Below are 16454 nucleotides of genomic sequence, written 5' to 3'. Positions count from 1 at the left end.
AAAATTCCTTCATTGCATCTCTAAATCTCTCATTAGATGGTTATGTAAAATGGAATTGCTGATAATTCACAAAAGAAATAAGACCCTAAAATGATTGACTTTAATGGAACGACTTACATATAGCAGAGGTTAAGATTATTTATGGATACGGTTCGACAAAGTTCATTAGGAAATCGAAAAACCTAGTCTCTAATGAACGGGAAATTGACGATACTGGTGAAGATAGATTGATATTCTGTCCCCCTGTCCCTCGGGAAATACGGGATCGATTTAATTCCGATCCCGTGAGATTCACCTCTTTCATAATGAACGTCCTCAATATCATCGCTGTGGAATAGGTTGAGTTATGTCTTCCTTTCGTTTTGGGACAGGCTCTTTCTCACGCTGGTCTTCAGATTTTCCTTTCATTTGGCATGGGACATCCATACATTGGTTTATTTTAATATCATTCCGCTAAGAACCATTAAGGCATTGATTAACATATGCCATATTACTGCAGGAACGATACTTTTTGATTTGACTGTAATAGCCCCGAAAAACAGCCCTCCCAAAGTAAATACAAGGCAACTGCCCCAAGAGTATCCAAGGGAATAATGCTGCAGCCCAAAGCCTATGCTCGTTATCATTACCGCCCATCGATTGCCAAAGTGCTCAGAAAAACGACTTAGAAGCATGCCTCTCCAAATGATTTCTTCAAGCACGGAGTTAATGATTGAAAAAATAATCATGAACTGCCAAATTTCCTGGATGTATGCCCAGCCATTATTCACAATAAATGGCATAAAAGCAATGAGATTTATAATCATCGCAATGGAGAGAAATGCACTTACCTTGGTTTGATGGAAGCCTGACAAAATAAACGGTACGCGAACCGACTCACCCCATTGCGGCAGCTGCCAATAGCGCATGAAAGGAAGTTTGTAAATAAGCGATATGGCTGTTAACGGAAGAATGAGAAAAATCAACGACAACCTGTTGAGAATGATGTGCATTCCCTCAGGATTCAGGTCAGTGATCCAATGTGAGTTCACATAGACATATAGAAAGAATCCGATTCCGAAAGCCATCGTTGTCACGATAAAAAATCTCATTGATTTATTGATGAAGAATAACCATGCGCATATTCCCCAAATACTCATCAGCAGGTATTGATTTGTTTGTAAAATGATAATAAGTGTCCCAAATAAGAACAATGACGCTATATTTCGTAAAACAGTGGAATAAAATAAAAGAGTCTCCTTCATCAGTCGAGATGCTCCTTCTCTTAGTCGCTTTGGCCATTCTCTTTTTACCGGTTCTGTTTTTTCCGGCATCTGAACCATTGCACATCACAGACGAAATGAGAAAAAATTAGGGCGGGAATCCTTATTTTTTCCTTTTAGAACGGATGATTAAGAATGTTTCTTCTTCCTGATCATCTTCATATTTATCATAATCATGCTTTTTAGATTCTTTTTTCTTTTTCTTCTCTTCATGGTAGTTATTTATACTTTCTTCTATTTGTCGGATTTCCTCTGTCAATTGATTGCGTTCTTTCGTTTCTTTTTCTTTTTTCTCCTTTTTTATCTTTCTATCTTCTTCCTTTTCTTTATTAGATTCTTTTTTCCTTTTCTTCTCTTCATGGTAGTTATTTTTACTTTCTTCTATTTGACGTTTTTTCTCTGTCAATTGATCGCGTTCTTTCTTTTCTTTTTCTTTTTTCTCCTTTTTTTTCTTTTTCTCTTCTTCCTTTTCTTTATTAGATTCTTTTTTCTTTTTCTTCTCTTCATGGTAGTTATTATTACTTTCATCTATTTGTCGTTTTTTCTCTGTCAATTGATTGCGTTCTTTCTTTTCTTTTTCTTTTTCTCTTTTCTCCTTTTTTATCTTTTTTTCATCTTCATTTTCTATAATAGATGCCTTTTTTGGGTTGTCGTCTGTTTCTTCCGGTTCTGTATTCTTATTAAACATTCGTATTGCCGAACCGATCAATTTTTCTACAGGTATCTGCTCAATAAGGGAACTGAGAGTAAACTCCGTCTCAGCCGGCGGGGCCTTCTCTGAGTCTTCTTTCCCTTCATCCTTTTCCTGATTTTCTAGTTTATCTAACTCTTTTTGGATAAACCGCTTCCACTCCAAATCGCCCTCCTGTTTCGAAACTGCCGAAAGTGCTGCTTCATCTGCGACCGGATTAGAATCAGTTTCCCTCTGGATATGATCCATTGATTGGGAACCTCCTTTTATATGTTAAATGACTCTGTATATGTTTATGTGAGTTAGCGAATCTGGATTGGGCTGAAGCGGAATTCACCCAATAATAGTCCATTACCTATATGATCTAGGACATTTAATCATATACTGAACTATTCTTATAAGGAAGGACTGAAAGCAGAATGAAAACAAGAAACATAGATTTTATTAGGGATAGAATCTTATTCATTCTCGGTATGACTTTATGCGGCGTGTTTGTTTTCGTACTAGTGGCGGGCGTTATCGTTGCATTGCTTACGTCTAGGGACGGCAAGAAACGAACGGGAACGATTGAGTCCGTTCCGATGCAGGAAGACGAGGCTGCGATCGCGTTAAAAGCTGAATCCGACGAGTAAAGGCTGGCTGAAGCGATTTTAGTTTCATAATAAATGGGCAGAAGGAAATGCAGACGCCATTTAGAAAGCAAACCGCATATTCGCACAATTGTGTCTGGATCATCCCGGATGCTCGGGTAACGAACGGCAGCGTTGTGGTTTTAATGGCATGGGGTGCCTTGAATCAGATAGAAAAGAAAGAGCAGGCGGGACAGAGCTGAGGCTTCTCGGGTGAAGTTGCCTTCGATTCTTGTATCCTGTGGAAACAGCCATAGAAGACTATATCCATCTTACCTGAGTGGGAAATACGTCAACCGGGCTTGATAAAGACACTTATTATAGAATGATTTACGAATTTGGTGAAGCGCATCAACGGGTCGATCGTTTTCAGGAAGCGGAGTATTGCAGTGATTTGTTGAACGAGGAAAGAGCCGAGAATGGCTAAATATAGTTTCGTAAGGAGGTGAAACAGTTGTCGAGGAAAAATCAAGTGTTATCACGAATTTTCAGCGAAATCAATCGGGAATTTAGATCCTTTACCGCTACCTACACGACGGCGGTCAAAAACGGAGCAGACCTAGCCGAACAAGAAATCATTGAAGCTGTAAAAGATCGTGATCAACCCATCGATATCGTTGCAGGAAAATTATTCGAAGCCGTAAAGAAGGGTGTACATTATGCTGGTGAACAAATGGCCGGCTCCGGAGTCGATATCTTCGAACAAATGAAAGCAAAATCGAGAAAAAAATAAGGAAGCCTGCTGCATTTAATTCACTGCTTGGGCCTGCATATTCAAAAGCAATGGCTGACTCTAAGGGATGCGTTTCTCCCTGCAGAGCCAGCCATTGATTAGTTATTTCTATTAGAATCTTATTCTTCTTTGTTCGATTGCTCTTTCGTCATCCCTTGCTGTAACCGGTGTCCGATGATGCTCGGATGGAAATATTCGAGTATCTGAATCCCTGGTTTACGTCCGAAATAAATGAAGTATCTTTTGTAAGGCACCTTATTTTGCAGATTAGGAAAGTGGATCTTGATCGGCCGCCCGAAAAGATCGACCGTTTCCGTTTCGTTCATGAATCCGGAGTCGGCAACCTTTCGGAATGTACGCATTCCGAGTGAGCTGATCGCTTTTCCAATTCCCTCTTGTTGATGTGCAATTTTCTCGAACAAAGCGGGAGGTACATGCTTAGAATATACAAGCGCAATGTTGTGTGACACGACAAATCGACTATTCTCGCCGATCAAAACCGATTCTCGAATATAGTACGGACCTCCCGAGGATTCACCCATCAGGTTTGCATCCTCTTCACCTATTTGTTCTTGCCGGACCACATGTACAATCATTTTCTCGTTCAACAGCATTTCCAGCAAATCCGTTGTCCGTCCATCCGTTACTAATAGAAAGTCAAATATCAATCCGTGTAAAACATCCGACGCCTTTCCCTCAAACTGTGGATCTATCATACTTCACCTCCATTAGACAATTGTGCGCGACTCTCTTCGCCAGTTACTTGAAAATTGTTAATGGTACAAACCGGAATCGCAGAGCGCCTTCCAGAATGCTTGAAACTCCTCAATGTTGATTTGCTGCTTCGCGTCGGAGAGAGCGGCTGGGGGATTCGGGTGCACCTCAACCATAATCCCGTCGGCGCCAGCGGCAAGCGCTGCCTTAGCACAAGGAAGCAGAATATCTTTCCGCCCGGTAGAATGAGTGACATCCACCAGCACTGGAAGATGGGTCTCCTGCTTTAAGATTGGAACAGCGGAAATATCAAGCGTATTGCGAGTCGCTTTCTCAAAAGTGCGTATACCGCGTTCCATTAACATGACCTGGTCATTCCCTTGGTGCAGAATATATTCTGCTGCGAGCATAAACTCCTCCAAAGTAGCGGAAAGGCCGCGTTTCAGCAGGATGGGCTTCTTTGTTTGGCCGACGGCTTTCAGCAGGTCGAAGTTCTGCATGTTGCGCGCGCCTATTTGAAAGATATCGATATAACGGGCGGCTGTATCGATTTGAGCGGGACTCATAATTTCGCTGATTGTCACCATTCCGGTTTCATCCGCCACATCCTTCATAATTTTTAATCCTTCTTCACCGAGCCCTTGAAAATCGTAAGGAGAAGTTCTCGGCTTGAATGCCCCGCCGCGTAAGACCGTTAAGCCAGCTTTCTTTAAAGCGGAAGCAACCGTTACGAGCTGATCTCTCGATTCGACCGAGCAGGGGCCTGAGATCAGCGTATGCGAAGAACCACCGATCACCGCTTGCTTAATATTAATAATCGTATCCTCGCTTTTATGGCGGCGGCTTACGAGAAGCGGTGATTTCTCTTGTTGCAATTTGTCGCTCATGATGAACAATCCTTTCTTTCAGCCTAATTAATAGGAATCTTCCTAACCAATTATCGTTTTGCTATCCGAATTCAATGGATCTATTACTATGCGCCATTACTTCGCTTTTTGATATATACAGGCTTTATCGATGGAACGTTACTCATGAGATCGACACGATCGAGCAACGTAGTGATTTCAATGGTGACCGGCACTTGAAGTCGAGAAAATAATCGAGAACAAACATTTTCCTCCGACCACTTCCCGGAATCATGCGAATCCAGTAAAAAGTGCAACCCCTTTTCCTGCTCTAGCACCTTCCAAGCATCCGGAGCAGGAGACAACGAATATACGGCTTCCTGAATATCCATTGCATCTAGGACGATGTTTCCGAAACGGATTCGATCCTTGCTTCTGCCGTAATGAACCAGCTTGGTTCCATCTCGGCCGCAATTGCATAAACAGGGCTCTACAGAGATAATGTCTTCATTAAAATATCGCAGCAGAGGAGAACCCTGATGGGAAAGCGTCGTAATCGCCGCAAACCCTCTTTCTCCATAAGCGACGGGGCTTGAACCGTCCTCATTCAGTACTTCTACGAAAAAATCTTGTTCTACGATATGCATTGTGCCATTCTCGCACATTGTAGCGATATTGGCAGTTTCCGTCGAACCGTACATATTAAATACAGGCACGCTCCACAGCTTTTCTATATGCTCCCTGCGCTTGTCGCTCATTAATTCACCGGCGACGCATATGGCGCGCAGAGCCGGAAAGTCCTTGCTCGGTTCAGAACCACTGAGACGAGCCGCTTCGGCCAGCAGTTCCATCTCACGCGGGAGCCCCGCCAACACAGTTACAGAAAGATGTTTCATCAGGCTTAATACTCTGGGGTAAGGGGTAACTACAGTACGTCCGCTTGCAGGAACGACCCCAGCTCCTGTCTGCCAAGCTGCATGCTGCATTAAGAATGCAGGCAGAGCCATTGCATAAGGAAAGCGGATCAGCACCAGATCTTCTGACGTCAAACGCACACCGCATTCCTTCAATTGTCTTCCGCCAATTATCATATCTTTTTGCGTAAACCAGGCAGCGGAGGGCTCCCCGGTCGTGCCGGTCGATTCGTGGTATTGAGCGATTTCCTTCATATCGACGGCGAGGTGACCGAAGATGCCGGCTTTCCGCAGATCTTCCTTTGTCGTTAACGGAAGTGACTGGATGTGACTCAATCCAATGCCGTTTAATGTATAGTCCGATAATTTCCTCTTGTACAGAGGGGATTTTAGAATACGCACAAACATCTCCTGAAACTTTCGCGCCCTCTCTCTATCGATGTCGCTCATTAAGACACCTCCTCTCTCCTTTTTTGTATATAGCTAATTGAATACTCTGGTCGCTTTGCCGAACGTACGAGGGATATCGTGTCTGATTACAACTTCGCATTGCAGCCCAATCCGATCAGCCATATGCTTTTGAATTTTTGCCGCCAATTGCTCGTCACTTAGCTTCGTTCGAAACTTCTCGGCTTCAATTGTGAGCACTCCTTGATCCAGCTTTAGGTGATACCATAAACCTACTTCGGGAATTTCCATGAGAAAGTGCTCGATCAAGAATGGAGAATAGTCTTCAGTACCCACGCGCAGCATGTGCTCCATTCGGCCTCTTAGCTGCATAACGTCCAATGAGATTCCGCAATCGCATTTGGATTTTTGCAAGTTGCCAAGATCCCCGCTCCGATAGCGTACCATCGGCATTCCTTCACGCAGCAGCGTTGTCACAACGATTTCTCCCGTTCGACCGTACGGGAGCACTTCCGCAGAAACAGGATCAACGATTTCGACTTTCACATGCCCTTCCATGACGTGATACCCTTTATGCTTACTGCATTCTACACCGATAACTCCGCACTCGGTTGAGCCGTAGAAGAACGAGACTTCGCATCCCCACCACTTTTCCAGCCGTTCGCGGAAGGTGGAGGAGCATCCTTCTCCGGTAAGCCAAATTTTCTTCAGGCGAATATCTTCACCAATTTTTATACCGAACTTCTCGCTTTCTTCTGCTAGGAGTGCTGCGTAAGAAGGGGTTGTAGTAAGGACCGTGGCTTGAAATTCCTTCATTAATTCCAGCGACTTATCAATAGGAGCCATGTAACCGCCTTTGCCAAGCGATAGAACCGCCGTACCAAACGCAAATTGAAATAATCGCTGAAATCCAAGGCCGGGCAGCGCAAATTCATAAGGCAGCGCTACTGCCGCGACATCATCGTCCGACTCCTTAAACAGCTCCAAATACTTCGGCAGCAGATCGTATACATATTGATCAGCTAATGTGTAAGAGGTATATATGGGCTTACCCGATGTGCCGCTGGTTAGGTGAACTTGGCCTATTTCTTTCGGATCGACGCATAATATCTTTTGTTTATCGCCTCTAATGACATCTTTCATCAGCATCGGTACGGAAGCTAATTGATCGAGACTATCGATTTTAGGCTCTGTGAAGCCTGCCTCTTCCAACGTCGAACGGTAGTATTCATTTCGGTTCCACACATGAGCAAGTGTGGCGTTAACAGCTCTTAACTGATAATCTTCTATTTTTTGATGAGAAATTATTTCAATGGTTTTTCCTTCATCATCCAATTGCTTATAAAATTCCTTGAATTGTTCTAGATGGGATGAATGTTCGTCAACGGAAACTGTCATCTTATGAGTTTGAAACTTCATCTAAGTCCTCCATTCCATGTATTCTTTATACTCTTAGAATCTGCGCTGCCTAAACTGCATGTACCAATGGCCCTAAGGCAGACAACATCCTACAGCCACCTGAAGCATAGAATCGATTTGGCGGTCCCAACGGAAACTATCATTGCGTCTCTTAGAAAATATAATTATAGAAATGTAAAGCAATACAGGATCTGCGCACGATATCTTTACCGTTTGATTGTCGGTTTCTATAACGGTCTCTTGTGGACTAGAATTCATAAGGATAGGATATTTCACCTTCATTGACCTTTTTATATAGACCTTTAGGTTCGCGTCCTTCGCATTCGCCGAGCGAACGCGTTACATAAATTTTGATAAAATCACCTTTAAGAAGTAAAAAACGAGTGAGGGCACGGTCCGTGCCATACCCTCATCTATAAACAGCTTTACAACCTAGATATACTGCGATTTGTTTCCTTGGACAGTTTTGATCCATCTATATTAATTTCTTGCTTCAACCTTTTTGGCAATTCGATTTATTTTTACCCTGCTTTTTTGCCAGCTTCTCTTTATTTTTTTTGGCTTTTTTCTCTTCTTTATTTTTCTTTCCATCACTCATGTTCTTCACTCCTTCCTTTACTCTTTATGAAATGCACGGAAAGTCAGACTTGATTCGGACAAATACACATTTTATAAAAATGAGTATTCTGTCCAAACCCTTCATATAAACCATACATATCGTAACTAGCACAAATCGTTTATTTTAAGGAGGGGATTGATCCGTGTTGTTATTCGGACTGGAGAATGATCAAGATTTTGAATATCTCAATACACGTCTTCTGGTAAGCTGTCCAGCCAGTGGTTCAGATCAGGGTGGACTATTTTTGCTGGACTTTAAAAATAACGCTTTGGAGAAGCTTTATACCGGCAGTTGCTCGGGAATGACATTGGTTAAGGATCGATTATTCATAGCGTCCGACGATAATCAGATCATTACTATGGACCAGAGGTTCCAAGTCATCCAGAAAACGAAACACTTGAAACTCGATTTTCACGACATCGTTAAGTTTAATGATAATGTTGTTTTGGTTGTGGAAACGGCGATTAATGCGATCGGATGCTATGAGACCGATACGTTCACCCGAATAGGGGAGATTCGATTCAATTCTGAGGATAAAGACGTTCATCATATTAATGACATTTGGTTAGATGGTCGTACTTTATATGTTTCTATGTTTTCTCCATATGGAAAATGGTATCTGGACCCGATTCATAAAAACGGTGCGATTGTCGCGATTGATTTGACCGATTTTCATCCCGGACAAAACCTCGACATAGACCCGGCGAATCATGTCGTCGTAAAGAGTTTGTATATGCCTCATTCGATAATGGTGCATCAAAACAAACTATCATATTGTGACTCTATGTCGTTCAGTGTCATAGTCGGGAACGAGGCGCCGATTCAACTGCCAGGTTTTACACGAGGACTTGCAATAACGGACGATACGATCTTTATCGGACAGAGCAGGATGAGGCATGTTTTACGAATCCCTCACGAGTTCTCGAATTGCTGCTTGGATGGCGGAATCTATGTCTACAATCCCGAATTTAGAATCTCTCGATTTGTATCATTGCCAGCGCAGCAGGTGTATCAGATTCTTGTTCTTGATCCAGATTTTTCGTTGGGAGGGGAAAATTGAAATGAAAAAAAACGACACCAATATGAAGGAATTCGAGGAAGGAAAAAAGATTCTTCTTAAAGGCGTAGACGGAGATAAAAAGGCTGTGAAAATCGCCTATGAGATTTTCTTAAAGCTTCGCAATTCCGAGCCCGACAATGCTCTTATTGAAGCCTATTACGGCAGCACTCTTGCGCTATTAGGACGAGATGCTGTTCAGCCTCTGGAAAAAGCGGATAAAGCTCAAGAAGGGCTAGATTCATTGAATCAAGCAATCTCCATGGACCCGAACCAGAAAGAAATTCGGTTGTTGCGTGCGAATGTATGTCTGCGGCTGCCAGAGTCCTTCTTCCATTGCTCACAGACGGCGATCGAGGACTTCAACTTCCTGCTTGATCGTTATAAAGAAGATTCCAGTTACCTTACTAATAAGCAAGTGAGGGGAATTATGGAGGATCTAAGTACTGCTTACCAAAATATAGGGAAATTTGGCGAGGCGAATGAAGTATCGCAACGATTAACCAAGTTGAAATCAAAGAAAAAGTAACAGAAAAAAAAATACTAGGGGAGGAATAGACATTGGTGAATGTAAGCGAGAAGGATATCGGGAATTTACTTGAGCAGGTTATTCCGCTACACAAGGAAGCCGTGGAAGGCAATGAAAAGGCCGTTCAAGATATGCATCAGTTGTTGGAACGGGTGCGATCCGACTATCCGGGCCACCCGCTTGCGGATGCATATCATGGCAGCACCATGATTCTAATCGCTCGGGATAAGACAAAACCGCTGGAAAAATTGAGGTGGTCGAAAGCAGGACTGAAGCTTCTTGATGGAGCGGTAAGTGCTGCCCCTCATGATATCATGATCCGACTGCTGCGAGGCAAGGCCGCGTATATGTTGCCTGAAAAGCATTTCCACCGGGCCCAAACTGCGATTGAAGATTATACCTTTCTCATCGATCAGGGTAAAGAAAGCTTCCTTGAGACCGAAAAATACTTGCAGCTTATCTACGAACTTGGCGAGGTATACTGCCGGATCGGTCAAAATCAGGCTGCGGCTATGTGCTGGAACAGGCTAAAGAACGAAACGCAGGATCCTGATTTTCTGCATCTCCTCAACCTAAAGCTTAAGCCTTTGGAAGGGAAACCAGCTGTTGAGCAAATTCCGAACGCCGAGAGCATCAAATCAATTTTGATAAGAAAGGCCGTTCGTGCCGCCGGGAGCGAGCTCATAAGCTGGGCGGAGCAGCTAAAGAAAGAAGAAACCCCTCACAATCAGCTCAAAAAGAAAGGACGGCGCTAGTCCATGCTGCAACAGGCCATAGGGAGGGAAAGTTTGTTTTGAAAGGAGGTGACACGCATGTCAAAAGATGCTGTAATGAAGATCGTTAAGAAAATAGGCGAACAATCCAAGCCTATCATTGCAACTGCTTTGATCGCCGGTGCTACCCGAGTCATCAATGAAATGGATGATGCGGCGAGCGGCAGTGGTTTAAATCAGTCTCCCCCAATCCTTACTACCTTGAGGAATGGTGCCAAAGCAGCTGGACAAGAGATGATGACGAATGGGTTAAAGAGTATGAAGAAAAACCGGGCATAACCAGCCCGGTCCTTTGTCATGATGAGAGGACATCCGATAGTTTGTATTCCTGGCCATGAATGCCTTTGCAGTATTCTGGATACATTTCTGTTCTGCATTTTTCACAGCTGAATTGTGATGGGATGGTCGGATTTCCTTCATCTATGATGTCAAAATCTAGTACGACATCATAAGGAATTTCCCCTTCCTCTTAACAATCCAAGCAATGATAGTTTCACATACTGCCTTTTTCACTAACTCGCCATCAAAAGGAAAGACTTCTCCTTTGTATTCATCATAACACGAACACTAGGACAAATCATCGGATCTTCCCCTGTCTGGTATTGTATCCGCTCTCTCAAATTTCTTTTACTCCCTATCCGTTTCACTTTCACGATTTGACGACGGCTGGTTTGTTGAAACAAGCTGATTTTTTTTTGCTTTGACGTTTAAGGTGACGTGAATATACCCCATATAACGAAATGTTTTAAAATGTTCATTCGGTATATGAGGCACTAATCGTCCGTTAAATGCTTCTGCGGAGAGTGTTTCTCGCTTCTCTTTCCCATTTGTTTTTATCGACGTACTTAAAAGTTACATACTCCCCGCCATATTCCTCGATCCGTCCTAACGCTATCACAGATCGGCGAATATAACCTGCAATATATTGCAACAGCTCTTTGACAATCTTTTTCTGTTTCGGTGCATGCACATAGAAGCCTTCCCCCTTCTTCGAGCAGGCTTATATGAGGAACCCATTTATAAATTCTGATATTATTATATCAAAAAATATCACAGTTACTATGGCTGTGATATTCTCAGGAACTTTATACTTTCTTACCTTTTACTCTCGTTATTTTTCATAAATTCTTGCGTTTTTTTGCTTGCTCCAATAATTGTGCCGCCTTTTCATTCATTGGCTCTATAGCCAATGCTGCTTTTAGTGCTTCTTTCGCTTTAACAGGATCATCCGTTTTCATATAGCATTCAGCCAGGGATACCCATATTTCAACGTCATTCATCCCCTGGTCGATACAATAACGGAATTCATTGGCGGCGGCGGCGGGATCTCCCCCCAGCATATCCGGCGTATTCAACAATTTGGATCCGTTCATTCTCCTGGCGAGCGGCAATGCAGGGTCGATTTCAAGAGCGGTTGTGATCTCGTTTTCCAGCTTCGGAAAAAGTTTAATTTTCTCCGTCAAACTCCAAGCGGCATCGATCTGCCGACCGTAAACCGCAGCCAGCCATGCATGTGCTTCTGCACTGCCGGGAATCAGTGCTACCGCCTCTTCGAACAATTGCTGTGCTTTCTCGTACTTGCTGCTCATAAACTCGCTGTAACCGCGACGAAGCAAGTCTCGCAGTAGAATGGAGCTGCTTGTGTCGGGATCTTCGTTGTCCCGCTTACATATATAGACCTGTCTCTTTGAAGCAACATTTCGTACGAGCTCATCCCGGTTAAGCAGCATACCGAAGCCGATCTCCGCGGTTACCGTCACCTTCAGCATTTCGGATAATTGAACCTGAATTCCCTCCAACGACCAATCGGCATATCGCTCCGAATCGAGAATCATATGAAATCCGTTCTCTTGCTGTATAGCTTTCCAAGCATCTGGTACGGGAGTCAACGAGTATATGGCGTCCTGAATATCCTTGTCATCCAGCACAATCTCCCCAAATCTAGTTCTATCCTTCAGTCGACCATAATGGACGAGCTTGCTTTCGGTTTGGCCGCATGCACATAAACCATGCTCGACGGAGATCACATCTTCGTTGAGATACCGCAGCAGCGGTGAAGCTTGATGGGACAATGTCGTTATCGCAGCGAGCCCCCTCTCCCCCGATTTGGCAAGCCCGGAACCATCTTCCTTCAGCGCTTCAACCACAACGTCCTGCTCTAAGACATGCATCGAGCCATGCACGCACATAGCTGCAATATTAGCAGTCTCGGCAGTACCATATATATCAATTATTGGAACACCCCACCTCTGTTTTAAATGCTCCTTCCGACGTTCACCCACTACCTCTCCGGTAACAATGATCGCCCGAAGAGAGGGGAAATGCTCGCTGCTGTTTAATCCAAGCAAGCGCGTCGTCTCGGCCAATAATTCTATCTCTCGAGGAGATCCGGCAATGATCGTGACGTTTAATCGATTCATGAGATCAAGCACCTTAGGATAAGGTGTAGCCGAACTGTGCCCGGGGATGATGGTCGCCCCCACTTTAAGACAGGTTTGCTGCATTAGCAATGCTGCAGCCGTCAATCCATGTGGAAATCGAAGCAGTACAATGTCTTCTTTGGCAAACCGTACCCCGCACCCTTTTATTTGTCTTATGCCGGTTTCCAAATCCTCCTTCGTAAACCAAGCAGATGTCGGTTCTCCAGCAGTGCCGAACGATTCGCAATAATGCACCGCTTCTTTACGGTCAACAGCAAGATTGTCAAATGCTCCTGCCTTTCGAAGTTCGCCTTTTACTGTAATCGGCAATGTAGAGATTTGCTTTAGTCCTATGTTCATCAGATTATAATCCGCTAATTTTCGTCTGTAAAATGGCGAATCCGTTAAACGTACCAGTAAATCCATTAATTTCTTCTCTCTCTCCAGCTTGTCGTCAGACATGCATAACTCCCCCTTCCAAATAATCTTCAGCCCAGCATAGCGGTTTGTCGTTTATAATGATCTTCCAATACCAGGCATGCCATCGCCTCGATGACCGGCACGATTCTCGGACAAATACATGGATCATGCCTGCCTTCTGTCCGAATCACCTGTTCTTCCCCTCTAATGTTGATCGTTTTCTGCGGAACAGAAATCGATGACGTCGGCTTTACGACAACTCGGAAAATGATTTCTTGTCCTGTACTTATTCCGCCGATAATCCCGCCCGAATGATTAGACAAAAAACCAGCGGAGCTCATCTCGTCGTTATGCTCACTTCCAAGCATCGAAGCTGCTGAGAAGCCAGAACCAAATTCTATGCCTTTCACTGCACCGATAGATAACATTGCCTTGGCTAACTCTGCATCCAGCTTATCGAATACCGGTTCACCAAGGCCGGGGATGACACCGCGGATCCGGCATTCTACGATGCCTCCGCAGCTGTCGCCAACCGCCGCCAGCTGCTCGACCTTCTTCGTCATTTCAGCTGCTGCTGTCGGGTCGCAGGCACGGACGGCATTTTTCTCGATGGCTTGCTCTTCGAACAACCGGCATGCAATTCCCCCGATTTCTTTCGTATAAGCGAGCACCTGCACACCCCTTCGTTCCAGTAGTTTACGAGCAACTGCCCCTCCTACTACTCGGCCTGCTGTTTCCCTTCCGGATGCCCTCCCACTTCCTCGGTGATCACGAATTCCATACTTCTTGAGATACGTAAAGTCCGCATGGCCCGGGCGGAAAGCATGTTGAATACTGCTGTAAGCTGCCGGGTCCATGTCATGATTGTGCAGGATCACAAAAAGCGGCGTACCGGTCGTTTTTCCCTCAAATACACCTGATAAAATATGGACGATATCGTATTCTTTGCGCGGTGAAGTCACGGCGGATTGGCCTGGCTTTCTGCGATTCATCTGAATCTGAATATATTCTTCGCTCAGATCGACCTCAGGCGTCACACCGTCCACGATGACACCGACCGCCGCTCCATGCGATTCTCCGAAGGTCGTGATTTTGAATACCTCGCCGAACGTATTTCCAGCCATACTGTAAAGTCCTCCTTTGATTCGCCTCATTTGTATCGCCATGCCAGATAGTATGCTGGAAGAAATTAGAAGAAATAGCGGCTATACTTTCACATGGGTACCTATGTGCCAATCACGGTTTTCCTATCTACTATGCATAAATAAAGAATTACATAATATTTATATGCCCTTTCTTATGATATGTTCTCGGCTAATGCCAATGTTAATCGTACCCGGATGCCAAAATAATTGGATAAGCAGGTTTTGTCCTCAATCATTGTGAAACATTTTCCCCAGGCTAATGATGCTTGATATGCAAGAATCGATCAGGCATATGAATCAAAGTCATCTATATTAAGCCTTGCATTATAATTGAACTAAAAAAACACACCATTTTATGTTAAATGGTGTGTTACATTCTATGCGATTTACTGTTTTACACATCTGAAGGAACTGGCTACACTTTGCTCACTTTTTCTATCATGTCTCTCCCAGCGTAAACCGTTTCAATTATACTATTTAAATCCGATATAGAACGGATCTTTGTGTAAAATTCGATCATAAGCGTACCATGCGCCAAGCCAGCGTCCATGAGTATTGTTAGCTGCTCTTGGAATATATCGCACCGAAAATCTTCCATCTCCTGCCCCAGCCCCTTCATAAGTGCTGGCAAACGGAAATTCGTCACATTCATACCCTTCAGGCTTACTTAGTTTGGAACAGGCTGCATCTTTGGCTTTTCTATTAGCTGCATATTGCGCAGGATCATATTTGGAATACAATCGAGTGAGAGGCGGCCTTCCTTCTACCCCCGGGATTAAGCTTCCTGGGGATGTAAGTGCGTCCTTATGATGTTGAAAAGCCTCCTTCATAACACTAAAGTAGGGTTTATCCATATCATAAAAGAAAACCGGTTGGACGTTAGCAAAAACCGCCCCTTCTTTTGGATAGAAATTAGGATTGAACACAAACAGATAATCAGCTGAGTCCATACGAATCTTCTCTTTAGGTCCATCATTGGTAATCGGCGGGTATTTATTACCAGGCGGGTCGACTGTCACTCTCGGCCACAGGTCCATATAACTTATTTGATCCTTATTCCCTGCAGTAATTGGCGGCGGATCTGAATCAAATAAGGTTGATCCATCATCATTTGATTTCCATTGAGCCAATGTGCGAGTGGTTGGTGAATCATCCCCTAAACAATCACGGTTCTCAGAGATGCCGTCACACTGAATACTGACTGATACTTTAGAACCGATCCAGCCTTTACTGTCAAAGTCCATATCAATGTCGTCTACTGTATAATTGTAGAAGACGGTTCGCGCCCCATTCATACTATTGCCAATAACGGTCAATCTAAATGATACCCAATCGCAAAAGAACGGGAATGGGCTTGGACCGCATCCAGCTGGATCGGAATACACGATATAATTAGACCAGCAATATGAATAGTGGTTTTTGATCCAGCCTTCAGAGGATTGATCGTTCTCAACACATGCATCAAATTGTATATCATCATACTCAAAAACAGGCGGAGTCCAATCGTCCCCTTCAGCAGCCGTTCTAAAATTGTCCACACTAACCGGATAGAATTTTTTACTTTTTGCAGCTTCAGATGCCATCTGCTGCAAGGTTTGTTTTCTTGGGGCATGCTGTTGATCAGAAATCAGACCCAGTTCTTTTGGAGATTTACCCCGCTCAAGCTGTTTCATTACTTCATCAGCTTTTTTCGGGTCACTAGTCGGGATAATATACATCTGCGGTTTACTTTCCGAGGATACTTTTTTACTCGCACCTTCAACGTCTGACACTTGATTCTGTCTGGCCTCAATCGACTCCGGAGGAACTAAAAAACTAAACACTACCGTCAGAATCAGGGCCACGGATAGCCAATACGATCTTTTCTTCATTTTCC

General features: G+C 43.9%; 16 protein-coding genes and 2 pseudogenes. 6 read left to right on the top strand and 12 right to left on the bottom strand.

The window, feature by feature from the left end; all coding sequences use genetic code 11:
* Nucleotides 1-434 precede the first annotated feature (434 nt).
* Together QLQ22_RS04955 and QLQ22_RS04950 are read right to left on the bottom strand one after the other, a co-directional pair.
* Nucleotides 435-1244, bottom strand: a complete 810-nt coding sequence (locus QLQ22_RS04955; RefSeq protein WP_284016122.1) for a CPBP family intramembrane glutamic endopeptidase — start codon at nt 1242-1244, stop codon at nt 435-437.
* A 121-nt stretch (nt 1245-1365) separates the two neighbouring features.
* On the bottom strand, nt 1366-2202 hold the full coding sequence (locus QLQ22_RS04950; RefSeq protein ID WP_284016120.1) for a hypothetical protein: 837 nt from the start codon (nt 2200-2202) through the stop codon (nt 1366-1368).
* Nucleotides 2203-2372: 170 nt separating this feature from the next.
* Between QLQ22_RS04950 and QLQ22_RS04945 the strand changes: the two genes are divergently transcribed.
* The gene (locus QLQ22_RS04945; protein ID WP_223440144.1) at nt 2373-2585 is read left to right on the top strand and encodes a hypothetical protein; all 213 of its coding nucleotides are present in this window, start codon (nt 2373-2375) and stop codon (nt 2583-2585) included.
* Between the two features lie 451 nt (nt 2586-3036).
* Nucleotides 3037-3315, top strand: coding sequence for a hypothetical protein (locus QLQ22_RS04940; RefSeq protein ID WP_223440142.1), 279 nt, complete (start codon nt 3037-3039; stop codon nt 3313-3315).
* A 119-nt stretch (nt 3316-3434) separates the two neighbouring features.
* Here the strand turns inward: QLQ22_RS04940 and QLQ22_RS04935 are convergent, their stop codons facing one another.
* The 5 genes and pseudogenes from QLQ22_RS04935 to QLQ22_RS04915 form a co-directional block, all read right to left on the bottom strand.
* Nucleotides 3435-4031 carry a 4-hydroxybenzoate synthetase gene (locus tag QLQ22_RS04935; protein WP_223440139.1) on the bottom strand — a complete coding sequence of 199 codons (597 nt, stop codon included), beginning with the start codon at nt 4029-4031 and terminating at the stop codon, nt 3435-3437.
* Nucleotides 4032-4088: 57 nt separating this feature from the next.
* Nucleotides 4089-4931: pseudogene (locus tag QLQ22_RS04930) on the bottom strand (bifunctional 3-deoxy-7-phosphoheptulonate synthase/chorismate mutase); the annotation flags it as partial.
* Nucleotides 4932-5002: 71 nt separating this feature from the next.
* On the bottom strand, nt 5003-6238 hold the full coding sequence (locus QLQ22_RS04925; protein WP_223440135.1) for a phenylacetate--CoA ligase family protein: 1236 nt from the start codon (nt 6236-6238) through the stop codon (nt 5003-5005).
* Nucleotides 6239-6271: 33 nt separating this feature from the next.
* Nucleotides 6272-7615 carry a phenylacetate--CoA ligase family protein gene (locus QLQ22_RS04920; protein ID WP_223440133.1) on the bottom strand — a complete coding sequence of 448 codons (1344 nt, stop codon included), beginning with the start codon at nt 7613-7615 and terminating at the stop codon, nt 6272-6274.
* 247 nt (nt 7616-7862) lie between these two features.
* Nucleotides 7863-8009 (bottom strand): annotated as a pseudogene (locus QLQ22_RS04915) (adenylyl-sulfate kinase); the annotation flags it as partial.
* A 469-nt stretch (nt 8010-8478) separates the two neighbouring features.
* On the opposite strand from QLQ22_RS04915, the gene QLQ22_RS04910 reads away from it, so the two are divergent.
* Genes QLQ22_RS04910 through QLQ22_RS04895 form a run of 4 tightly spaced genes read left to right on the top strand, consistent with a single transcriptional unit; the run spans nt 8479 to nt 10872 of the window.
* Complete coding sequence (locus tag QLQ22_RS04910; RefSeq protein WP_284016118.1) at nt 8479-9294, top strand: DUF4915 domain-containing protein; 816 nt, start codon at nt 8479-8481, stop codon at nt 9292-9294.
* Nucleotide 9295: 1 nt separating this feature from the next.
* A complete protein-coding gene (locus tag QLQ22_RS04905) occupies nt 9296-9820 on the top strand; it encodes a tetratricopeptide repeat protein (RefSeq protein ID WP_223440130.1) in 525 nt (174 codons plus the stop codon).
* 35 nt (nt 9821-9855) lie between these two features.
* On the top strand, nt 9856-10575 hold the full coding sequence (locus QLQ22_RS04900) for a hypothetical protein (protein ID WP_223443171.1): 720 nt from the start codon (nt 9856-9858) through the stop codon (nt 10573-10575).
* A 57-nt stretch (nt 10576-10632) separates the two neighbouring features.
* A complete protein-coding gene (locus tag QLQ22_RS04895; RefSeq protein WP_223440129.1) occupies nt 10633-10872 on the top strand; it encodes a hypothetical protein in 240 nt (79 codons plus the stop codon).
* Between the two features lie 348 nt (nt 10873-11220).
* Here QLQ22_RS04895 and QLQ22_RS25095 read toward each other — a convergent pair whose 3' ends face one another.
* The 5 genes from QLQ22_RS25095 to QLQ22_RS04875 form a co-directional block, all read right to left on the bottom strand.
* Entirely contained in the window at nt 11221-11430 is a 210-nt protein-coding gene (locus QLQ22_RS25095; RefSeq protein ID WP_423246252.1) for a transposase, read from the bottom strand.
* Nucleotides 11378-11563 (bottom strand): transposase, encoded by a 186-nt coding sequence (locus tag QLQ22_RS04890; RefSeq protein WP_284016117.1) that lies wholly within the window; start codon nt 11561-11563, stop codon nt 11378-11380. The genes QLQ22_RS25095 and QLQ22_RS04890 overlap by 53 nt, the downstream gene beginning before the upstream one ends.
* A gap of 148 nt (nt 11564-11711) precedes the next feature.
* A complete protein-coding gene (locus QLQ22_RS04885) occupies nt 11712-13475 on the bottom strand; it encodes a tetratricopeptide repeat protein (RefSeq protein ID WP_223440128.1) in 1764 nt (587 codons plus the stop codon).
* 26 nt (nt 13476-13501) lie between these two features.
* The gene (gene aroC, locus QLQ22_RS04880) at nt 13502-14557 is read right to left on the bottom strand and encodes a chorismate synthase (protein ID WP_223440127.1); all 1056 of its coding nucleotides are present in this window, start codon (nt 14555-14557) and stop codon (nt 13502-13504) included.
* 494 nt (nt 14558-15051) lie between these two features.
* Nucleotides 15052-16449 carry a NucA/NucB deoxyribonuclease domain-containing protein gene (locus QLQ22_RS04875; protein WP_223440126.1) on the bottom strand — a complete coding sequence of 466 codons (1398 nt, stop codon included), beginning with the start codon at nt 16447-16449 and terminating at the stop codon, nt 15052-15054.
* Nucleotides 16450-16454: the final 5 nt, after the last annotated feature.

This window comes from Metabacillus hrfriensis, assembly GCF_030127205.1.
In the GTDB taxonomy this organism is placed as follows: Bacteria; Bacillota; Bacilli; order Bacillales; family Bacillaceae; genus Bacillus_P; species Bacillus_P dongyingensis.
Note: the sequence above shows the minus strand (reverse complement) of the source record. Positions and strands in the feature narration are given on the sequence as shown.